General features: G+C 72.8%; 20 protein-coding genes. 17 read left to right on the top strand and 3 right to left on the bottom strand.

From position 1 onward, the window contains the following. The 16 genes from ABZS58_RS04525 to ABZS58_RS04450 all read left to right on the top strand — a co-directional run bounded on the left by ABZS58_RS04525 (position 1) and on the right by ABZS58_RS04450 (position 19,738). Positions 1-798: an RNA methyltransferase gene (locus tag ABZS58_RS04525; RefSeq protein WP_354777534.1), complete on the top strand. Its 798-nt coding sequence runs from the start codon at positions 1-3 to the stop codon at positions 796-798. Between the two features lie 134 nt (positions 799-932). Beyond that, the gene (gene pheS / locus ABZS58_RS04520; protein WP_354777532.1) at positions 933-2,018 is read left to right on the top strand and encodes a phenylalanine--tRNA ligase subunit alpha; all 1,086 of its coding nucleotides are present in this window, start codon (positions 933-935) and stop codon (positions 2,016-2,018) included. 1 nt (position 2,019) lies between these two features. Continuing rightward, positions 2,020-4,506, top strand: a complete 2,487-nt coding sequence (gene pheT / locus ABZS58_RS04515; protein ID WP_354777530.1) for a phenylalanine--tRNA ligase subunit beta — start codon at positions 2,020-2,022, stop codon at positions 4,504-4,506. Between the two features lie 313 nt (positions 4,507-4,819). Further along, entirely contained in the window at positions 4,820-6,031 is a 1,212-nt protein-coding gene (locus tag ABZS58_RS04510; protein WP_354777528.1) for a nucleotide sugar dehydrogenase, read from the top strand. Positions 6,032-6,116: 85 nt separating this feature from the next. After that, positions 6,117-6,953, top strand: coding sequence for a glycosyltransferase family 2 protein (locus tag ABZS58_RS04505; RefSeq protein WP_354777526.1), 837 nt, complete (start codon positions 6,117-6,119; stop codon positions 6,951-6,953). A 9-nt stretch (positions 6,954-6,962) separates the two neighbouring features. Beyond that, positions 6,963-7,988, top strand: coding sequence for an NAD-dependent epimerase/dehydratase family protein (locus ABZS58_RS04500; RefSeq protein ID WP_354777524.1), 1,026 nt, complete (start codon positions 6,963-6,965; stop codon positions 7,986-7,988). Between the two features lie 61 nt (positions 7,989-8,049). Next, positions 8,050-9,264 carry a hypothetical protein gene (locus ABZS58_RS04495; RefSeq protein ID WP_354777522.1) on the top strand — a complete coding sequence of 405 codons (1,215 nt, stop codon included), beginning with the start codon at positions 8,050-8,052 and terminating at the stop codon, positions 9,262-9,264. A gap of 102 nt (positions 9,265-9,366) precedes the next feature. Beyond that, positions 9,367-12,084 carry an AAA family ATPase gene (locus ABZS58_RS04490; RefSeq protein WP_354777521.1) on the top strand — a complete coding sequence of 906 codons (2,718 nt, stop codon included), beginning with the start codon at positions 9,367-9,369 and terminating at the stop codon, positions 12,082-12,084. Between the two features lie 64 nt (positions 12,085-12,148). After that, positions 12,149-13,159, top strand: coding sequence for an N-acetyl-gamma-glutamyl-phosphate reductase (argC, locus tag ABZS58_RS04485; protein ID WP_354777519.1), 1,011 nt, complete (start codon positions 12,149-12,151; stop codon positions 13,157-13,159). A gap of 82 nt (positions 13,160-13,241) precedes the next feature. After that, positions 13,242-14,417, top strand: a complete 1,176-nt coding sequence (argJ, locus tag ABZS58_RS04480) for a bifunctional glutamate N-acetyltransferase/amino-acid acetyltransferase ArgJ (RefSeq protein ID WP_354777517.1) — start codon at positions 13,242-13,244, stop codon at positions 14,415-14,417. After that, entirely contained in the window at positions 14,414-15,298 is an 885-nt protein-coding gene (gene argB / locus ABZS58_RS04475) for an acetylglutamate kinase (RefSeq protein WP_354777515.1), read from the top strand. Before argJ ends, argB begins: the two co-directional genes overlap by 4 nt. 82 nt (positions 15,299-15,380) lie before the next feature. Further along, a complete protein-coding gene (locus tag ABZS58_RS04470) occupies positions 15,381-16,547 on the top strand; it encodes an acetylornithine transaminase (protein WP_354777513.1) in 1,167 nt (388 codons plus the stop codon). Next, complete coding sequence (gene argF / locus ABZS58_RS04465; RefSeq protein WP_354777511.1) at positions 16,547-17,455, top strand: ornithine carbamoyltransferase; 909 nt, start codon at positions 16,547-16,549, stop codon at positions 17,453-17,455. The genes ABZS58_RS04470 and argF overlap by 1 nt, the downstream gene beginning before the upstream one ends. Continuing rightward, a complete protein-coding gene (gene argR, locus ABZS58_RS04460; RefSeq protein ID WP_354777509.1) occupies positions 17,452-17,958 on the top strand; it encodes an arginine repressor in 507 nt (168 codons plus the stop codon). Before argF ends, argR begins: the two co-directional genes overlap by 4 nt. Positions 17,959-18,012: 54 nt before the next feature. Beyond that, positions 18,013-19,452 (top strand): argininosuccinate lyase, encoded by a 1,440-nt coding sequence (argH, locus tag ABZS58_RS04455; protein ID WP_354777507.1) that lies wholly within the window; start codon positions 18,013-18,015, stop codon positions 19,450-19,452. A gap of 40 nt (positions 19,453-19,492) precedes the next feature. Continuing rightward, entirely contained in the window at positions 19,493-19,738 is a 246-nt protein-coding gene (locus ABZS58_RS04450; protein ID WP_354777505.1) for a zinc-binding dehydrogenase, read from the top strand. On the opposite strand, the gene ABZS58_RS04445 is transcribed toward ABZS58_RS04450, so the two are convergent. Further along, a complete protein-coding gene (locus ABZS58_RS04445) occupies positions 19,735-20,106 on the bottom strand; it encodes a PH domain-containing protein (RefSeq protein WP_354777503.1) in 372 nt (123 codons plus the stop codon). The genes ABZS58_RS04450 and ABZS58_RS04445 overlap by 4 nt on opposite strands. A gap of 81 nt (positions 20,107-20,187) precedes the next feature. On the opposite strand from ABZS58_RS04445, the gene ABZS58_RS04440 reads away from it, so the two are divergent. Further along, entirely contained in the window at positions 20,188-20,373 is a 186-nt protein-coding gene (locus tag ABZS58_RS04440; protein WP_354777501.1) for a DUF4236 domain-containing protein, read from the top strand. Positions 20,374-20,426: 53 nt separating this feature from the next. Here the strand turns inward: ABZS58_RS04440 and ABZS58_RS04435 are convergent, their stop codons facing one another. Both ABZS58_RS04435 and ABZS58_RS04430 read right to left on the bottom strand, forming a co-directional pair. Then, positions 20,427-20,837, bottom strand: coding sequence for a ribonuclease domain-containing protein (locus ABZS58_RS04435; RefSeq protein WP_354777499.1), 411 nt, complete (start codon positions 20,835-20,837; stop codon positions 20,427-20,429). A 44-nt stretch (positions 20,838-20,881) separates the two neighbouring features. Then, a complete protein-coding gene (locus ABZS58_RS04430) occupies positions 20,882-21,346 on the bottom strand; it encodes a hypothetical protein (RefSeq protein WP_354778028.1) in 465 nt (154 codons plus the stop codon). Between the last annotated feature and the right edge of the window lie 42 nt (positions 21,347-21,388).

Here is a 21,388-nt window from a genome sequence, read left to right as displayed (position 1 = left end):
GTGATCCGGCAACCCGGGGCGGTCTTCACCACACGGACCCCCCGGGTTGTTGCTGCCCGGCGCCTGCAGCGCCGCCGCGACCGTGACGAGACCGGCCGCTTCCTCGCCGAAGGCCCCCAGGCGGTCCGCGAGGCCCTGGCCGCCGGCGTCGCCGTCGAGGTGTTCTGCACCGCCGACGCGCTCACCCGCCATGCGGCCCTCCTCGAAACGGCGCGGGTCAGCGTCGTGGACGACGAGGCCCTGGCCGCGCTCACCGAGACCGTGCAGCCGCAGGGCGTCGTCGCGGTCTGCGCCCAGCGGGACGTGCCGTTGGCCGACGCGCTGGCGCGCAAGCCGCGGCTGGTCGCGGTCTGCGCCGACATCCGGGACCCGGGCAACGCGGGCACCGTCCTGCGCACCGCCGACGCCGCCGGGGCGAGCGTGGTGGTGTTCGCGGGGGACAGCGTCGACCCGTACAACGGCAAAGCGGTCCGATCCAGCGCCGGCAGCCTCTTCCACGTCGACGTCGTCCGGGCCCGCGCCGCGGTCGCCGCCGTCGACGCGATGCGGCGGCACGGGCTGCGGATCCTCGCGGCCGACGGCTACGGCGAATCGGATCTCTTCGAAATGTCCGACCTGGACAGGCCGACCGCCTGGCTGTTCGGATCCGAGGCGCACGGGCTGGCGCAGCCGCTGAAGGACGCCGCCGACGCGCGGGTCAGGGTGCCCGTCCTCGGCGGGGCGGAGAGCCTGAACTTGGCTGCGGCCGCCGCGGTCTGCCTGTACGCTTCGGCGAAAGCGTTGAAGGAGTCGATGTGAGCACGCGCCTGTTTATCTGGCCCGCCGGCGACGGTGGGCGGACAGGACGCGTCTTCTCCTCCTGACACCTTCCCACAGCCGGCGGGCGCCTTCTCTACACTGTCCGAGGCCATTTTTCGCGTGGGAAGAGTCCGATGACGTATCGCAATGATCCGTATGACCCCAAGCAGGCGATGCTGCTCGCCCAGGACGCCCTGGACGACGCCGTCGCGGCCGCCGACAAGGCGTTCGCCGGTGCCGGCGACCTCGACGCCCTCGCCGCGCTCAAGTCGCAGCACCTCGGCGACCGCGCCGCGATCTCCCTCGCCAGGCGCGAGATCGGCTCGCTGCCCCCGGCCGCGAAGGCCGACGCGGGCAAGCGCGTCAACGAGGCCCGCGTCGCGGTGCAGGCGGCGTTCGACGCCCGGCTCGCCGCGCTGACCGCCGAGCGCGAGGAGCGCGTCCTGGTCGAGGAGACGGTCGACGTCACCCTCCCGACCGGCCGCCGCCCGCGCGGCGTCCAGCACCCGCTGACCAAGATCATGGAGCGGGTCGGCGACCTGTTCGTCGGCATGGGCTACGAGGTCGCCGAGGGCCCCGAGGCCGAGTGGGAGTGGTACAACTTCGACGCCCTCAACATGCACCCGGACCACCCGGCGCGCTCGATGATGGACACGTTCTTCATCGCAGCTGGAGGGGCCGCCCGCGAGGAGGACTCGCGGATCGTGCTGCGGACGCACACGTCGCCCGTCCAGGCGCGGACGATGCTCACCCGGCAGCCGCCGATCTACATCGTCTGCCCCGGGCGGGTCTACCGCACCGACGAGCTCGACGCGACCCACACCCCGGTGTTCCACCAGGTCGAGGGCCTCGTGATCGACAAGGGCATCACGATGGCGCACCTCAAGGGCACCCTCGACCACTTCGTGAAGGGTCTGTTCGGCCCCGGCACGGAGACCCGGCTGCGGCCGTCCTACTTCCCGTTCGTCGAGCCGGGCGCCGAGATCGACATGTGGTTCCCGCACCACCGCGACGGCGCCCGCTGGGTCGAATGGGGCGGCTGCGGCATGGTCAACCCGCGGGTGCTGCGCGCCTGCGGCATCGACCCCGACGAGTACTCCGGGTTCGCGTTCGGCATGGGCATCGAGCGGGCGCTGATGTTCCGCAACGCGGCCGGCGACATGCGGGACATGGTTGAGGGCGACGTGCGTTACGCGCGGGCGTTCGGATGGGAGGCCTGAGATGCGCGTTCCTTTGTCATGGCTGCGTGAGCACGTCGACCTGCCGCAGGACCTGACCGCCGACGGCCTGGAGAAGGCCCTCGTCAAGGTCGGCCTCGAGGTCGAGGAGATGACCGACGCCGGCGCGTCGGTCGAGGGTCCCCTCGTCGTCGGCCGGGTCGAGTCGATCGAGGAGCTGCAGGGGCTGAAGAAGCCCATCCGCTACTGCCTGGTCGACGTCGGCAACGCCGAGCCGCAGGGCATCATCTGCGGCGCCCGCAACTTCGCCGAGGGCGACCTCGTCGTCGTCGCGCTGCCCGGCGCGGTCCTGCCCGGCGGCTTCGCGATCGCCGCCCGCAAGACCTACGGGCACATCTCCAACGGCATGATCTGCTCCGCCCGCGAGCTCGGCGTCTCCGACGAGCACGAGGGCATCATCGTGCTGCCGCCGGACACCGCGGCGCCCGGCACGCAGGCCCGGCCGATCGTCGGCCTGGACGACATCGTCGTCGAGGTCAACGTGACCCCCGACCGGGGCTACTGCTTCTCGGTGCGGGGCCTCGCCCGGGAGCTGTCGCACTCCCTCGGCGGCGCCTACCGCGACCCGGTCGCGGCGGTCGTGCCGATCGAGAGTGACGGCACCGACGCGTATCCGATCGACGTGCGTGACAGCGTCGCCTGCGACCGCTTCACCGCCGTCGCCGTCCGTGGCGTCGACCCGGCCGCGCCGACCCCGCAGTGGATGAAGGCGCGGCTCGCCGTCGCCGGCATCCGCTCCATCTCGCTGCCCGTCGACATCACCAACTACCTGATGGTCGAGACCGGCCAGCCGATGCACGCGTGGGATCTGGAGCGGCTCACCGGCGCCCTCGTCGTGCGCCGCGCCGCGGCGGGGGAGAAGCTGACGACGCTCGACGGCGTGAAGCGGGCGCTCGACCCGCAGGACATCGTCATCGCCGACGACTCCGGTGTGGTGTCCCTCGCCGCCGTCATGGGCGGCAGCACCACCGAGGTGTCGTCGACGACCGTCGACGTGCTCCTGGAGGCCGCCCACTGGGACCCGCTGTCGGTCGCCCGCACGATCCGCCGGCACAAGCTGCCCAGCGAGGCCGGCAAGCGCTACGAGCGCGGCGTCGACCCGCAGATCACCGCCGCCGCGTGCGCGCGGGCCGCGGCACTGCTCGCCGAGCACGGCGGCGGCACCGTCGGCCCCCGGGTCACCGACGTCTACGCCGTCGCGCCGCCGGCGCCGGTCACCATGGCCGTCACCCGCCCGTCCGAGCTCGCCGGCATCGACTACACGACCGAGCGGGTCGTCGAGGTGCTGACGATGATCGGCGCCGCGGTCGAGGTCGAGGACGGGCGCGCGGTCGTGACCCCGCCGAGCTGGCGGCTGGACCTGGTCGACCCGGCCGACCTCGTCGAGGAGGTGCTGCGCCTCGACGGGTACGACCGGATCCCCAGCGTCCTGCCGATCGCACCGCCGGGCGCCGGCCTGTCCGTCACCCAGCGCCGCCGCCGGACCGTCGGCCGGGCCCTCGCCGACGCGGGGTTCACCGAGTCGCTGTGCTACCCGTTCGTCGGTGACGCGACCCTCGACGCGCTGCGGATCCCGGCCGGCGACCCGCGCCGCGACATGGTGCTCCTGCGCAACCCCCTGTCGGAGGAGGAGCCGGGGATGCGCACCACGCTGCTGCCGCCGCTGCTCGGCGCGCTGCGCCGCAACCTCGGCCGTGGCCTGCGGGACGTCGCCCTGTTCGAGCTCGGCACCGTCTTCCTGCCCGACGGGCCGGTCAAGGTCGCGCCGGCCGCCGGCGTCGACGGTCCGCCGCCCGCCGAGGACCTGCGGGCCGCCGAGGCGCTCCTGCCGCACCAGCCGTGGCACGTCGCCGCCGTCATCGCCGGCGACGCGGAACCCGCCGGCTGGTGGGGCGCGGGCCGCCCCGCCGACTGGGCCGACGCCGTCGAGGCCGCCCGCGTCGCCGCCGAGGCCGCTGGGGTGACGATCACCGTCCGCGCCGCGACCGGACCCGGCGCGGTCGCGCCGTGGCACCCGGGGCGCTGCGCCGCGCTGCTCGTCGGCGACACCGTCGTCGGGCACGCCGGTGAGCTGCACCCCGCCGTCTGCGCCGACCTCGACCTGCCCCGCCGCACCGTGGCGATGGAGTTCGACCTCGACGCGCTGCCGCTGCCGGGCGTCTCCACCGCGCCGCGGCTGTCGGGCTTCCCGACGGCGCTGCTCGACGTGGCGCTGATCGTCGACGCCGCGACCCCGACCGGCGAGGTCGAGGCCGCGCTCACCGCCGGCGCCGGCGACCTCCTCGAATCCGTCCGGCTCTTCGACGTGTACGAAGGCACGCAGCTCGGCGAGGGCCGCAAGTCCCTCGCCTACAAGCTGACGTTCCGTGCGCCGGACCGCACGCTCACGGGTGAGGAAGCCCTCGCTGCCCGCGACGCCGCGGTCGCCGTGGCGGCTGACCGGTTCGGCGCGACGCTCCGCGGGGCGTGACCCTCCGCACAGCCGAATACGGGCGGTCGCATCGGTCAGATGCGGCCGCCCGAACGGATGGTCACAACGGTCGAGCACGGCGTCAGGACACCGTCAGATATCGGACCGAGAACCATTTCCGCTGGCCGGAAAGGCGTGGGCAGGGACGCTTCACCCTGAACGGGTCAGGAGCCGGATGTGCGGAAGTGATACCGTCACGGCGCTGAGCCATCCTCCGCCTGGTCACCATTGGTCACCAGGCGTGAGGTCATCCTGAAGGCTCGGCCCGCGCCAAGCGCCGGCTTCGATCTCGGCTCTCCTGGAGGGGCAGCGCGTGTCAGACGATAGTGCATCGGCAGGCTTCACGACCGACGTCGTGATCATCGGGGGTTGTGGCAGGGTCGGACTGCCGCTCGGCATCGCCATGGCCTCCCGCGGCCTGCAGGTCACCCTGTACGACATCAACGCGGCCGCGGTCGCCGTGGTGAACGAAGGCCGTCTGCCGTTCGACGAGGAGGGCGCGGCCGAGCCGCTCGCCACCGCCGTCAAGGACGGCAGGCTCACCGCCAGCACCGACCCGGCGAGCGTCGCGTCGGCGGAGCATCTCGTCGTGATCGTCGGCACGCCCGTCGACGAGCACCTCAACCCGAACATCGGCGCGGTCCCCGCGGCCATCGAGCGCTGCGCGGACTACCTGCGCGACGGTCAGCTCATCGTGCTGCGCAGCACCGTGCACCCCGGCGTCACCGCCCTCACCGAGAAGCTCATCGCGCGTCTCGGGGTCAAGGCCGACGTGGCGTTCTGCCCGGAGCGCATCGCCGAGGGCAAGGCGATGACGGAGCTGTTCGAGTTGCCGCAGATCGTCGCCGCCCGCAACCCGGTGGCGGTGGAGCGGGCCGAGAAGCTGTTCCGCAACCTGGCGACCGACATCGTGCGGCTGGAGCCCGAAGAGGCCGAGCTCGCGAAGCTGTTCACCAACACGTGGCGGTACATCAAGTTCGCCGCCGCCAACCAGTTCTGGATGATGTCCAACGACTTCGGCCTGGACTTCGAGCGGATCCGGCACGCCATCCGCTTCCAGTACCCGCGCGCCAACGACATGCCGGGTGCCGGCTTCGCCGCCGGTCCGTGCCTGCTCAAGGACACGATGCAGCTGGCGGCGTTCACCAACAACACGTTCGTCCTCGGCCACAGCGCCATGCTGATCAACGAGGGCCTGCCGCTCTACGTCGTGTCGAAGCTGCAGGAGCGCTTCGACCTGTCGGAGATGACGGTCGGCATCCTCGGCATGGCGTTCAAGGGCGGCAGCGACGACATCCGCGAGTCCCTGGCCTACAAGCTGCGCAAGGTCGTCATGCTGAAGGCGAAGGAGACCCTCTGCAGCGACCCGTACGTCAAGGACGACCGGTTCGTGTCCCAGGACGAGGTCCTGGCCAAGGCCGATCTGCTGATCATCGCCGCACCGCACCCCGAGTACCGCGACCTGCAGACCGACATCCCGGTCGCGGACATGTGGGGCATCACCAACAAGGGGGTGCGGGTGTGAGCGGCCCGGAGCGCAGCGGAGGGTCGGTCACACAATGTCGCAGTGAGCGGTCATGCGGGCGCCGGAGCGTAGCGGAGGTGCGCGTATGAGCCTGGTGCCGCAGGTTTCTGTGGTGATTCCCGTGTACAACGAGGGCGAGGCGATCGTGCCCTGCCTGGAGCGGATCCTGCGGGCCGTGCTCATGCCCGCCGAGATCCTCGTCGTGCACGACATGCCGGAGGACACCACCGTGCCCTTCGCGCAGAGCGTCGCAGCCCGCGACCCGCGCGTCCGCACCGTGCTCAACACCTACGGGCGCGGCCCGGCGAACGCGATCCGCTTCGGCATCGACGTCGCCCGCGCCCCCGTCGCCGTGGTCACCATGGCCGACGGCTCCGACGACCCGCGCCAGATCGAGGACCTCGCCCGGCTCGTCGAGCGGGGTGTCGTCGTCGCGGCCGCGTCGCGGTACATGCCCGGCGGGCAGCAGGTCGGCGGGCCCCGCTTCAAGCGGGCCCTGTCCCGCGGCGCCGGCCGGACGCTGTACATGTTCGCCCGGGTCGGCACCCGCGACGCCACCAACAGCTTCAAGGCCTACTCGACGGCGTTCGTCCGGCAGGTCGGCATCGAGAGCAAGACCGGCTTCGAGATCGGCATCGAGCTCACCGCGAAGGCGGCCCGGCTGCGGCTGCCCGTCGCGGAGATCCCGACGATCTGGCTCGACCGGCAGCTCGGCGAGTCCCGGTTCGACGTCGGCCGGTTCCTGCCCAGCTACCTGAGGTGGTGGCGGTTCGCGTTCGGCCGCCGCCTCACCATGGAGCAGGTCGCGAAGCGTCCCGGATCCTCCGCGGCCCGCGACGACGCGCAGGCGGCCCGCGCGGCCTCGACCGCGCCGCTCGCGGTGGACAACTTTTCCAGCAATCACGAAGCAGTTCAGAACTAAGGAGTGTCTGTGCCAAAGGTCCTGGTCACCGGCTCGGCCGGCTTCATCGGTGGATATGTCGTCGAGGAGCTGCTGTCCCGCGGCTACCAGGTGGTCGGCCTGGACAACTACTCGAAGTACGGTCCGGTCACCCGTAGCTACGACTCGCACCCCGACTACCGCTTCGTCGAGGGCGACGCCCGCGACGTCGACCTGGTCACCGAGCTGCTCGACGGCTGCGACCACTTCATCGCCGGCGCCGCGATGATCGGTGGCATCTCCTACTTCCACGCCTACGCCTACGACCTGCTCGCCACCAACGAGCGGATCATGGCCTCCTCCTGCGACGCGGCGATCAAGGCGCACCGCGACGGCACCCTCAAGAAGATGACCTACCTGTCGTCGTCGATGGTGTTCGAGTCGACCACGCACTGGCCGTCGAAGGAGGGCGACGAGCGGCTCGTGCCGCCGCCGCTGTCGTCGTACGGCTTCCAGAAGCTCGCCGTCGAGTACTACGCGAAGGCCGCCTGGGACCAGTACAAGCTGCCCTACACGATCGTGCGCCCGTTCAACTGCGTCGGCGTCGGCGAGGGCCGCGCGCTCGGCGAGGTCGAGGTGCTGTCCGGCAACGTGAAGCTCGCCATGTCGCACGTCGTGCCCGACCTGGTGCAGAAGATCGTCAAGGGCCAGGACCCGCTGCACATCCTCGGCGCCGGCGACCAGGTCCGCCACTACACCTACGGCGGTGACCTGGCCAAGGGCATCATCGCCGCGATGGAGCACGAGGACGCGGTCAACCAGGACTTCAACATCTCCACCGCCGAGTCGACCACGGTGCTGGAGCTCGCCGAGGTCATCTGGAAGAAGATCAAGGGCGCCGACGTGCCGTTCAGCGTCGTCTCCGACGACCCGTACGAGTACGACGTGCAGAAGCGCGTCCCGGACGTGTCGAAGGCCAAGGAGGTCCTCGGGTACTCGGCCGAGACCTCGCTCGACGAGATGCTCGACGAGGTCATCCCGTGGGTGACCCAGGCCGTCGCCGACGGCAAGCTGTAACACCGGCCGCAGGACGGGCGCCCCGCACGACGGTGTGGGGCGCCCGTTCGTTTGACCGGGTGTGACCACGCTGCGCTGGGCCGGGCTGGGCTTCGCCGTCGTCGGCCTGCTCCGGGGCGGCCTCAACAGCGTCTGGGCCGAGGACGGGCAGGAGTTCCTCACCGACGCGCTCAACCTGCCCTGGTACGAACCCTTCGCGACGCCCTTCAACGGCTACTTCCACACCGTGGCCCGCACGTGCTTCGCGTTCATCGCCCTCTTCCCGGTCTCGTGGGCGGCCGCGCTGAACGCCTCCGTCGCCGCCGTGCTCACCGCGCTGCTCGCCGTGGCGGTGACCGCCGCCGCCCGGGACCGCCTCGGCACCCCGGCCGCGCTGGTCATCGGCGCCACCGCCGCGGTGCCCATGGGCTACGTGCCCAACACCCTCGCGCAGCTGCAGTTCCCCCTCGTGTACGCCGGACTCTGGATGCTGCTGTGGACCCCGCCGCGGCCGTCCGCCCGGGTCGCCGCCGTCGTCGTGCCGGCCCTCGCCGTGCTCAACTCGATCCTCGGGCTGCTGCTCGTGCCCGTCGCGCTGCTGCGGCTCGCCCGGCACCGCGACCGCGACGCGCTCCTGCGGGTCCTCGTGCTCCTGCCCGGTGCGGCATTGCAGCTGGTGCCGCTGCTGCTCGGCGGCTCGCGGCGGGACGTGGGGGAGCGGCCCGTGCTGAACCCGGTCGACGTCGCCCACATGTACCTGCGCTGGGGGGTGCCGCGCTCGTTCCTCGGCGAAGCGTGGCTCACCCAGCCGGCCACGCAGTCAGCCACGCAGCCGGACCGCCTCCTGACGCTGCTGGGCCTGGCCGTCCCCGCCGCGATCGTCGCCGTCGCGCTGCTGCGCCTCACCCGGCCGCGGTGGCGGCTCGCGGCGCTGCTCGCCGGGTTCGCGGCCGGCGCGGGCGCCTTCCAGCTCGCCGTGCACGGATCCCCCGAGGGCCGGTACCTGGTATTGATCACCTTGCCCAACATCGCCGCCGCGGTCGCACTGGCACTCCCCGGCGACAGCCTCCGCGGGACCGTCCCGTTTGTCGCGTTGGCGACACTTCTGGCCGCGGTGAACATCGCCAATCTGCGACCGGGCGGTTACACCGACGGCCTCCCGCGCTGGGACACGACCGTCGCGGCCGCACGCGCCCAATGCCAAGCGGAGCCCCGTTTGCTGAGGGTGACGGTCCATACCGCACAGTGGCCGGTGCTCGGCTGGGAGGCCGTCCTGCCCTGCGACCGGCTCCGCTGACAGTGTTCAACATCGCGACGCCCGGACGACCGCGGCAGTTCGGCAGACATTGCGGCGCGGTGGCGTTCAGGAGAGACTCGGCGTCGTGGTGGAACAGTGGTGGTGAGCACCTGGCCGGCCGCGCCGTTCGGCCGCGCTGGTCTCCTGGCTCACGCCCGTGAGCGGCTCACGGGCGGCGGCGGCGTGTTGCTCTACGGCCCCGCCGGCATCGGGAAGTCCACCATCCTCGACGCCATCGCCGGCGGCGAGACCGACGCGCTCGTGCTGCGCGCGGCCGCCGCCGAGGCCGAGGCCGACCTGCCGTATCTCGCGCTCGTCGACCTCTTCGACGGCGCCCCCGACGCCGCCGAGCACCTCCCGCCGCACCTGCGCGCGGCACTGGACGGCGCCCTGCTGCGCAGCGCCCTGCCCGCGACCCCGCACGACCAGCTCGCCGTGCGCCTCGCCGTCCTCGAGCTGCTGCGCGCCCTCGCCGCCGAGCGCGCCGTCCTGCTCGTCCTCGACGACGTGCAGTGGATCGACGAGCCCAGCGCCGAGGTCCTCCGGTTCGTCGCCCGCCGGCTCGGCGAGGCGCCCGTGCGCATCCTCGCCGCCGAGCGCGTCCCCGACGGCGACCGCGCCACCCGGCTCGACCTGTGCCCGCCACCGGGCATCACGCTGCAGGTGCCGCCGCTGCCCGAGAGCGACGTCGCCGACCTGCTCCGGGCCAGGTTCGGCGCCGAGGCCGGACGCGCCCACCTGCACCGCATCTACGAGGCCAGCGCCGGCAATCCGCTGTATGCCGTCGAGCTCGGCCGGGCGCTCGGCGTCGCGCCCGTCCCGACCACCGACCCGCTGCCCGTCCCCGACCGGCTCCGCGAGCTGCTCGCCGCCCGGCTCGCCCTCCTCCCCGCGCCCGACTGGCCCGCGTTGCTGGTCATCGCCGCCGCCGCCCGCCCGAGCCTCGCCCTGCTGCACCGCTGCGGGATCGCCGAGCACCACCTCGACGCCGCATTGGCCTCGTCGGTGCTGGACGTCGACGCCGACGGCGGGATCCGCTTCAGCCATCCACTGCTGCGGGAGATGGTCTACGCCGACGCGACCGCCGCCGCCCGCCGCGAGGCCCACGAGCGGCTCGCCGACACGGTCTCCGACCCCGTCGACCGGGCCAGGCACCTCGCCGCCGCCCGGCCCGAGCCCGACGAGGCCCTCGCCGAGTGCCTCGCCGACGCGGCGTCCGCGGCCCGGCTGCGCGGTGCCCCGGCGGTCGCCGCCGACCTCGCCGCGCTCGCGGCCGACCGGACCCCGCGCGACACCCCCGGCGTCGGCGCCGTCAGAAGGCTCAGCGCCGCCCAGTACGCGTATGCGGCGGGATCGCCCGCCGACGCCCGCCGGCACGCGACCGCCGCGCTGCGCGACGCCGCCGACCGGCGCACCCGCATCGGCGCCCGGCTGCTGCTCGTCGAGATGTCCGGCGAGGACCACTCCAACTCCGGGCCGCTGCTGGACGCCGCGTTCGTCGAGGCCGTCGACACCCCCGACCTGCTCGCCCACGTCCGGCTGTACAAAGGCGTCAAGGCCTACTACGACGGTGACGGCGAAGGCGCGCTCGCCGAGCTCAAGCGCGCCGAGGAGGCCGCCGAGCTGTGCGGCGACATGGAACGCCTCGTCGAGGTGCTCAGCTGGAAGGGCAACATCCTCCTCGGAACGCAGGGCGACGAATACCTCGAGCGCGCCGGCAAGCTCGCCCGCGGCCTCTCCCTGACCCCGGCGACCGTCGCAGCCCGGCAGGTCGCCGCGATGAGCCGCCTCTTCAAGGGCGAGACCGGTGAGGCCGTCCGGCGCATCGAGGCCCTGCGGATCGCCGTCGAACGCGCCGGCACCGTCCGCGACCTCGCCTCCGTCCTCGTCTCCGTCGCCGGCATCTACTGGCGGGCCGGTCGCTGCGCCGACGCCGTCGCCGCCGGCCGCGAATGCGTGCGCCTCTACGTCGACGTCGAGACCACCCCGGGCCCCGGCTACCTCGTCGCCGCCCTCGCCGAGAGCGGCGGCGGCACCGCCACCGCAGCGGCCGGCTACGCCGAACGCGGGCTCGCCGCCTGCCTCGCCGCCGGCGACGAGGACTGGATCAAACTCGCGTACGCGTCCTCGGGCCTCGTGCACATGCTGCGCGGCGACCCGGTCGCGGCGGCCGACGCGATGCGCGAGGCCTACGCCCTCGACCAGCGGCTCGGCCGCCTCGACCCGGGCGTCCTGCCGTGGCACGCCGACTTCATCGAGGCGCTCGTCGGCGCCGGCGCCCGCGCGGAGGCCGCCGAGGTCCTCGACGAGGTGCACAAGCACGCCAGGCACCTCGACCGCACCATCGTCTTCCTCGGCCTGGCCCGCGCCCGCGCCGTGCTCACCGCCGCCACCGGCGAGGCCCGCGAGGGCGCCGAGGCGCTGCACCGGGCGATCGAGGAGTGGCAGGACCACCCGTATCCGCTCGAGGTCGCCCGGGCGTACTACACGCTCGGCGGCCTGGAGCGCCGCGCCCACCGCCGCGGCGCGGCCCGCGCGGCCCTGTCGGAGGCCGTGCGCCGCTACGCCGCCGCCGAGGCGCACCCGTGGCGCGAGGTCGCCGCCGCCGACCTGGCCCGCCTCGACGGCGGCCGCGGCGCCGGCCTGTCGGAGACCGAGCGGCGCATCGTCGAGCTCGTCCGGGCGGGCGCGACCAACCGGGAGATCGCCCGCGCGCTGTTCCTGTCGATCAAGGCGGTCGAGGCGAACCTCACCCGCCTGTACCGGCGGCTCAACGTCCGCAACCGCGCCCAGCTCGCCAGGGTCCTCGACCCTGAGTAGTCGCGGGTGATGCGCGCCGCAATGCGCTTGAAACACGGCGATGCATAGCGATACAGTTGACCGCATGGGAATACGAGTCGCTGTCGCTGGGGCGTCAGGCTACGCGGGTGGGGAGCTGCTCCGGCTGATCGCCGGGCATCCACACCTCGACCTGGCCGTCGCCACGGGGTTCGCGCAGGCCGGGTCGAAGATCGGCACCGTGCACCCGCACGTGCGGTCGTTGCGTGACGTGGTGCTGGCGCCCACCGAGGCCGGCGTCCTCACCGAAGCCGGTGCCGACCTGGTGTTCCTGGCCCTGCCGCACGGGGAGTCCGCGGCGCTCGCCGCGCGGCTGCCCGAGTCGGTGAAGGTCGTCGACATCGGCGCCGACTTCCGGCTCCGGGCCGCGGCGGACTGGACGAAGTACTACCCCGGCGAGCACGCCGGCACGTGGACGTACGGGCTGCCGGAGCTCCCCGGCCAGCGGGAGAGGATCGCGGCGTCGGACCGGGTGGCCAACACCGGCTGCTATGCGGTGTCGGTGACCCTGGCCCTCGCGCCGCTGATCGCCGCCGGCGTCGCCGACCCCGAGGACGTCGTGGTCGTCGCGGCCTCCGGCACGTCGGGCGCCGGGCGGTCCGCCAAGGTGCACCTGCTCGCGTCGGAGGTGATGGGGTCGCTGTCGCCGTACAAGGCGGGCGCGCACCAGCACGTCCCGGAGATCAAGCAGGCGACCGGCGCGACGACGCTGTCGATGACGCCGGTCCTCGCGCCGATGCCCCGGGGCATCCTCGCCACCGTGACGGCGAAGGCGCGCAGGACCACCGATCCGCGCGAGATCCTCGCCGCGGCCTACGACGGTGAGCCGTTCGTGCAGGTCCTGCCGGAAGGGCAGTGGCCGCACACCGCGTCGACGTTCGGCAGCAACGCCGCTCACCTGCAGGCGACCGTGGACGTCGACAGCGGCCGGATCATCGTGGTCTCCGCGATCGACAACCTCGTCAAGGGCGCCGCCGGTCAGGCCGTACAGAACGCCAACCTGATGCTCGGGCTGCCCGAGGGTGCCGGGCTCACCGCCGACGGGATCGCGCCGTGAACGGGCCGGAGCGCAGCGGAGGAACCGTGAACCGTGTCGCCGGTCAGTCGGGACGGCGCCGGAGCGCAGCGGAGGCGACGGCATGACCGTGACCGCGCCGAAGGGGTTCCGGGCAGCCGGGGTCGCCGCGGGCATCAAGGCCACCGCGGGCGCGCTCGACGTGGCGCTGGTCGTCAACGACGGGCCGGACTGGACGGCCGCGGCCGTCTTCACCGGCAACAGGATCAAGGCCGCGCCCGTCCTGTGGAGCCAGCAGGTGCTCCGGGCCGGCATCGTGCGGGCGGTCATCCTCAACTCGGGCGGCGCCAACGCGTGCACCGGACCGGCCGGCTTCCAGGACACCCACGCCACCGCCGAGCACACCGCGGCCGTGCTGTCCGGGCGGGCGTCACGCTTCCCGGTCGGCGCCGGCGACGTCGCGGTCTGCTCCACCGGCCTCATCGGCGAGCGGCTGCCGCTGAAGAAGCTGCTGTCCGGCGTCGACGCCGCCGCCCGCGGCCTGGCGCGCGACGGCGGCGCGGACGCCGCGCAGGCCATCATGACGACCGACACCGTGCCGAAGACCGCTGTCCACAGTGGACAGGGGTTCACCGTCGGCGGGATGGCGAAGGGCGCCGGCATGCTGGCGCCGGGGCTCGCCACGATGCTGGTGGTGCTGACCACCGACGCCGTCGCCGACGCGGACGTGCTCACCGCCGCGCTCAAGCAGGCGACCCGGGTCACGTTCGACCGGATCGACTCCGACGGCTGCATGTCGACCAACGACACGGTGCTGCTCCTGGCCAGCGGCGCCGCCGGGATCCAGCCGACGCCCGAGGAGCTGACCGAGGCGGTCACCGCCGTCTGCGCGAGCCTCGCCGAGCAGCTCATCGCCGACGCCGAGGGCGCGACGAAGGAGATCGCGATCGAGGTCACCGGCGCGGCCGGCGAAGACGACGCGGTCGAGGTCGGCCGGTCGATCGCCCGCAACAACCTGGTGAAGACCGCGTTCTTCGGCAACGACCCCAACTGGGGCCGCATCCTCGCCGCGATCGGCACCACGCAGGCCGCGTTCGAGCCCGACGAGGTCGACGTCGCCATCAACGGCGTGTGGATCTGCAAGGGCGGCGCCGCCGGGGAGGACCGCTCCAAGGTCGACCTCAGCGCGCGGGCGGTCACGGTCACCGTCAACCTCCACGCGGGTGCCGCCGCCGCGACGGTACTGACCAACGACCTGTCCATGGGCTACGTGCACGAGAACTCGGCCTACTCGTCGTGAACGGGCGCAACCTCGGGATCGCCCTGGGCAAGGCGAACACGCTCATCGAGGCGCTGCCGTGGCTGGAGCGCTTCTCCGGCTCGACCATCGTCGTCAAGTACGGCGGCAACGCCATGCTCGACAACGAGCTGAAGCGCGCGTTCGCCGCCGACATGGTCTTCCTGCGGCACGTCGGCATCAAGCCGGTCGTCGTGCACGGCGGCGGCCCGCAGATCTCGGCGATGCTCAAGCGGCTCGGCATCGCCAGCGAGTTCAAGGGTGGCCTGCGCGTCACGACCCCGGAAACCGCCGACGTGGTCCGGATGGTGCTCGTCGGGCAGGTCGGCCGGGAGCTCGTCGGGCTCATCAACGAGCACGGCCCGCACGCCGTCGGCATGTCCGGCGAGGACGCGGGCCTGTTCACGGCGGTGCGCCGGCCCGCGATCGTCGACGGTGAGCCGGTCGACGTCGGCCAGGTCGGCGACGTCGAGCACGTCAACGTCGGTGCCGTCGCGGACCTCATCGCCGCCGGGCGGATCCCGGTCGTGTCGACGGTCGCGCCCGACGCGGACGGGGTGCTGCACAACCTCAACGCCGACACCGCCGCCGGCGCCCTCGCGGTCGCGCTCAAGGCCCGCAAGCTCGTCGTCCTCACCGACGTGGAGGGGCTCTACGCCCGCTACCCGGACCCGGAGTCGCTGATCTCGCGGCTGACCGCGGACGAGCTCGCGGAGCTGCTGCCGACCCTGGAGTCGGGGATGGTGCCGAAGATGGAGGCGTGCCTGCGCGCCGTCAAGGGCGGTGTGCCCGCCGCGCACGTCGTCGACGGCCGGGTCCCGCACTCGCTGCTGCTGGAAGTGTTCACATCGGAAGGGTTCGGGACGATGGTGGTGGGCGCATGAGCGGCCAGCGGAGCGGCTCGGGCCGCTCATCGTGTGACAGGTTCGGCGCATGCCGGCATCGGAGCGCAGCGGAGATGACGGCATGACGCTCGTGCAGCGGTTCGAGGCGTCGGTGATGAACACGTACGGGCCGCCGTCGCTGGGGCTCGTCAGCGGCAGCGGGGCCGTCGTCGTCGACGAGGCCGGACGCTCCTATGTGGACTTCCTCGGCGGGATCGCGGTCAACCTGCTCGGCCACGCGCACCCGGCGGTCGTCGCCGCCGTGACCGCGCAGATCTCCACGCTCGGCCACGTGTCCAACCTGTTCGCGTCGCCGCCGGTCGTCGCGCTCGCCGAGCGGCTGCTCGACCTCGGTGGCCGGCCGGGTGCCGTGTTCTTCGGCAACTCCGGCGCCGAGGCCAACGAGGCGGCGTTCAAGCTGTCCCGCCGCACCGGCCGCACGAAGATCATCGCCGCGCAGGCCGGGTTCCACGGCCGCACCATGGGCGCGCTCGCGCTCACCGGGCAGCCGGCGAAGCAGGTGCCGTTCCTGCCGCTGCCCGGCGAGGTCGTGCACATCCCGTACGGTGACGTCGCCGCCCTTGAGGCCGCCGTCGACGACGCGACCGCGATGGTGCTGCTCGAGCCGATCCAGGGCGAGTCCGGCGTCGTCGTCCCGCCCGCCGGCTACCTCACCGCGGCCCGGGAGATCACCGCCCGGCACGGTGCGCTGCTCGCCCTCGACGAGGTGCAGACCGGCATCGGCCGGACCGGCTACTGGTTCGCCCACCAGGCCGAAGGGGTCCGCCCCGACGTCGTCACCCTGGCCAAGGGGCTCGGCGGCGGGCTGCCGCTCGGCGCGATGATCGCGTTCGACGACGCGGCCACGCTGCTCGGCCCCGGCATGCACGCCTCCACGTTCGGCGGCAACCCGGTCTGCTGCGCCGCTGCCCTGGCGGTGCTCGACACGATCGAGTCCGAGGGTCTGCTCGACCACGTGAAGCAGCTCAGCGAGCGGATCCGCCGTGGTGTCGAGGCGCTCGGGCACCCGCTCACCAGGGAGGTCCGCGGCGCCGGGCTGCTGCTCGGCATCGTCCTCAACGGCCCGGCCGCGGGCGCGCTCGCCGCCGTGCTGCGCGACGCCGGCTTCCTCGCCCAGGCCGCGCAGCCGGACGTGCTGCGCATCGCCCCGCCGCTGATCCTCACCGACGAGCAGGCCGACGCGTTCGTCGCCGCCCTCGGCCCGGCCCTGGACGCGGTGCGGGCCTGATGCCCCGCCACCTGCTCAGGGACGACGACCTGAGCCCGGCCGACCAGGCGGAGATCCTCGACCTGGCCGCGGCGATGAAGGCCGACCGGTACGGGCTCAAGCCCCTCGCCGGGCCGAAGGCGATCGCCGTCATCTTCGAGAAGCCGTCGCTGCGGACCCGGGTGTCGTTCGAGGCCGGCATCGCCGAGCTCGGCGGCAGCCCGATCATCATCGACGCGCAGAGCACCCACTTCGGCCGCGGCGAGGACATCGGCGACGCGGCGAAGGTCCTGTCCCGCTACGTGTCGGCGATCGTCATCCGGGCAGGAGTGGACGCCCGGGTCGCGGAGCTCGCCGGGCACGCGACGGTGCCGGTGGTCAACGCGCTCACCGACGGCTTCCACCCGTGCCAGCTCCTCGCGGACCTGCTCACCGTCCGGGAGCGGCTCGGCTCGACCGGGGGCCGGGTGCTCACGTACCTCGGCGACACCGCGAACAACATGGCCAACTCCTACGCCCTGGCGGGCGTGACCGCGGGCATGCGGGTGCGGCTGAGCGGCCCGGCCGGCTTCGAACCCGACGCGGCCGTCCTGGAGGCCGCCCGGCGGCGCGGCAGCGTCGAGTGGATCACCGACCCGGCGGAGGCGGTCAAGGGCGCCCACGTCGTCGTCACCGACACCTGGACGTCGATGGGCCAGGAGGGCGACGGGCTCGACCGGGTCACACCGTTCCGCCCGTTCCAGGTCAACGCCGCGCTCATGGCGAACGCCGACCCCGGCGCGATCGTGCTGCACTGCCTGCCCGCGCACCGCGGCGACGAGATCACCTCCGAGGTCATGGACGGCCCGCAGAGCGCGATCTGGGACGAGGCCGAGAACCGCCTGCACGCCCAGAAGGCACTCCTCGCATGGTTGCTGGACCAGGCGTGAGCACACCCGTCTCGAAGGCGGCGCGGCACGAGCGGATCGCCGGGCTGATCCGCGGGTCGGCGGTCCGGTCGCAGACGGAGCTCGCGGAGCTGCTCGCCGGGGACGGGATCCAGGTGACGCAGGCGACGCTGTCGCGGGACCTGGAGGAGCTGCGGGCCGTGAAGGTGCGCGGCGAGTACCTCATCCCGGAGGACGGCGAGCGGGCGCTGCGCCCCGCGGAGGAGGCCCCGACCCGGCTGATCCGGCTGCTGCGGGAGCTGCTGACCGGCGTCGACTGCTCCGGCAACCTCGTCGTGCTGCGCACCCCGCCGGGCGCCGCGCAGTTCCTGGCCAGCGCGATCGACCGCACCGGCCTTCCCGACATCGTCGGCACCATCGCCGGCGACGACACGATCATGGTCGTCGCCCGCGAGGCGCCCGACCCGCAGGGACGCCCGACGGCCGGGGAGGCTCTCGCGGCGAAGCTCACCGAATGGGCACACCTCGACGGCCAGTCGAAGTAGGGCTCGGCAAATACCGCGATCTTGCACGAAAGCAAGATATGGAAGGATCGTCGCGTGGCAACTTCGTCTTCTGAGTCCCCGACCCGGCTGTGGGGCGGCCGGTTCGCCGGCGGGCCCGCCGAGGCCCTCGCCCGGCTGTCGGTGAGCGTCCAGTTCGACTGGCGCCTCGCGCCGTACGACATCGCCGGGTCCCGGGCCCACGCGCGGGTCCTCGCCCGGGCCGGCCTGCTCGACGCCGACGAGCTCGGCAGGATGCTCGCCGCGCTCGACGACCTCGAGTCCGCCTGCGCCGCCGGCGAGTTCCGGCCGACGGTCGACGACGAGGACGTGCACACCGCCCTGGAGCGCGGACTCCTGGAGCGGCTCGGCGCGCTCGGCGGGAAGCTGCGCGCCGGCCGGTCCCGCAACGACCAGGTGGCCACCGACCTCCGGCTGTACCTGCGCGATCACGCCCGCGGCGTCGCCGGCCGGATCGTGGAGCTCGCCGACGCGCTCGTCGAGCAGGCCGCCCGGCACGTCGACACGCCCGCCCCCGGCTTCACGCACCTGCAGCCCGCGCAGCCGATCGCGTTCGGGCACCAGCTCCTCGCCCACGTGCAGGCGCTGCTGCGCGACCTCGACCGGCTCCGCGACTGGGACGTGCGCAGCTCGGTCAGCCCGCTCGGCGCCGGTGCGCTCGCCGGGTCGTCGTTGCCGCTCGACCCGACGCAGGTGGCCAAGGAGCTCGGCTTCGACGCCGCCGCCGCCAACTCGATCGACGCCGTCTCCGACCGCGACTTCGTCGCCGAGTTCCTGTTCATCGCGGCCCTCACCGGCGTGCACCTGTCGCGGCTCGGCGAGGAGGTCGTGCTGTGGACGACCCCCGCGTTCGGCTGGGTGCAGCTCGACGACGCGTTCGCGACCGGGTCGTCGATCATGCCGCAGAAGAAGAACCCGGACATCGCCGAGCTGGCCCGCGGCAAGTCCGGCCGGCTCATCGGCCACCTGACCGGCGTCCTGGCGATGCTCAAGGGCCTGCCCCTCGCGTATGACCGGGACCTGCAGGAGGACAAGGAGCCCGTCTTCGACGCCGTCGACACCCTCGAGCTGGTCCTGCCCGCCCTCGCGGGCATGATCTCCACGATGACGGTCCGGGTCGACCGGCTCGCCGAGCAGGCGCCCGTCGGCTACACCCTCGCGACCGAGGTCGCCGAGTGGCTGGTCCGGCAGGGGGTCGCGTTCCGCGACGCGCACGAGATCACCGGGAAGCTCGTCGTCATCGCCGCGTCCCGCGACGTCGGCCTCGACGAGGTCTCCGACGACGACCTGCGGGCCGTCAGCCCGCACCTGACGCCGGACGTCCGGACGGTGTTCTCGGTCCGCGGCGCCCTGGCCGCGCGCACCACGCCGGGCTCGACGGGTCCCGGGCCGGTCTCCGACCAGCTCGCCATCGCCGGTGGCAAGCTCGACCGTTGGCGGTCCTGGGCCGCGGAGACGGTGCTACCGTCCGAATGATGAGACCGGCGACGGGGGACGCGTGCCGATGATGCGGCGGGTGACGCAGGACACGCTCGGCGCCGCGTCGGTGCTGCGCGCCGACGAGGCCGCCGCCATCGAGGCCGGCGGGGTGTTCCTGCTCGCCGAGCCCGACCGGGCCGGCCTGGAGCACCTGACCGCGCTCGTCCTGGACGGCCGGCTCACGGTCCACGTCGACCGCGTCTTCCCCCTCGCCGGGGCCGGATCCGCCCACGAGTTCGGCGAGCTGGGGCACACCACGGGAAAGCTGGTCCTGACGCCTTAGTGCGAGGCGGCGTAGTGCAGGACGACGTTGTGGATGTGCTGGGTCTTCTCCACGCCGCGCACCTCGATCTCATACGTGTGCGTGCCGACGTGCAGGGCGATGTTGCCACTGCTGAAGAAGCTGCCGACCCACGACTTGTTGCTCACGATGGAGACCGCGGTCACCTTCGAGTAGGGGATCGACGTGAGGGCGAGGCGCTTGCCGACGAACGAGCGGTCCTGCAGGATCACCCGGCGGTCGGTCAGGCCGATGAACCCGGTGCCGATGCCGACGGCGTCGTAGACGGCGATGATGGTCTCGCCGGGTAGCAGACCTGACACGATCTGCTCGTACTGTTCACGGCGGTCGTACTTCACCTGTTGGGCCATGTGTCCAACGTAGACCGACCCCTCAACCCGGTAGCTGGCGCGCATAGGTCATCCTGGACGGCACACCCCCGAGGAGGACCCGTGCCGATCCTGTTCCGCAAGGCGATGCGCTTCGGCCCACTGGTGCTGAACTTCACTCCGAAGGGCCTGTCCTCCTGGAGTCTGAAGATCGGGAAGTGGTCGTGGAACTCGAAGACCAGGGCGCACCGCTACGACCTGCCCGGCCCGTTCTCGTGGCGCAGCCGGGGCCGCCGCGGCGGCAGCTGACCCGACGGTGACACCCCGGGCCACGACGGGCCCGGGGGTCTCGGGGGATCAGGTCAGAGCCGGTAGAAGTTCGCGTAGTGGTCGGGGGAGTACCAGGTCACGCCCGTGCTGCGGTTGATGATGATGCGCTTCGCGTCGCGGGCCGCGCCCCGGCTGCGGGGCACGACGTCGTACTCGTAGTAGGTCGCGCCCGACGGCAGCTGGCCCTCCCGGTTGAAGAACTGGCCGCCGGCGAAGTTGTACTGCCCGTACGGCCACGTGTACCAGTTGCGCGCGGTGGGGAAGCCCAGTGAGCTCCAGCCGGACCGGGCGGTGCGCGCGGTGGAGCAGCCCGAGATGGTGCACGAGGAGTAGACCGACGCGTGTGCCGCGTCGGCGGTCGAGGGTGCCACGACGGCGGGCCCGGTGATCAGCGCGGCGACCAGCACCAGGGCGAGGGTGAGCTGCGAGAGCAGGCGAGTCATGCGTCGAGCCTGCGGCATGGACATCGACGTATGGAAGATCCTATCTATGTCCTACTGGTGAACACCCGGACGGGGACGTTCACCGTGCCGGGGTCGACGCTCCACTGCGCCGCCACCGCGTGCACGTCGCCGTCGTCGACCAGTTCGCCGAAGGAGCGCTCCAGCTCGGAGGCCTCGCCGAGCTCGTCGACCTCGCCGTCGGAGACGGCGAACGACCGGAGCAGATCTCCCGAGCGGGCGCGTTGCCAGCGGTACACCTGCAGCGCCCGATGTGACGAGAAGAACTGCACCTCGGTGTCCAGGGTCGCCGAGAGCCCGGTCACGTCGGGCCGGTCCCTCATGAGCGCCATGCCGAGGACCAGGATCCATCCGTCGACGGGTCGCGTGACGATCACCCGGTCGTCGGTGAAGTAGGCCAGGTCGACGCCCGCCCGCCAGTCCGTCTCGCCGATCTCGGTGAGCCCGAGCGCCGGCGCGGGGTCCCGGTCGCGCACGGCCAGCCATGCCATCTTCTGCACGCCTCGACGCTACCCGTCCCGCGGGCTTGACGG

It is taken from the genome of Dactylosporangium sp. NPDC005555, from assembly GCF_040605635.1.
In the GTDB taxonomy this organism is placed as follows: domain Bacteria; phylum Actinomycetota; class Actinomycetes; order Mycobacteriales; family Micromonosporaceae; genus Dactylosporangium.
The sequence above is the reverse complement of the archived record's forward strand: the minus strand, read 5'-3'. Positions and strand labels throughout refer to the sequence as shown.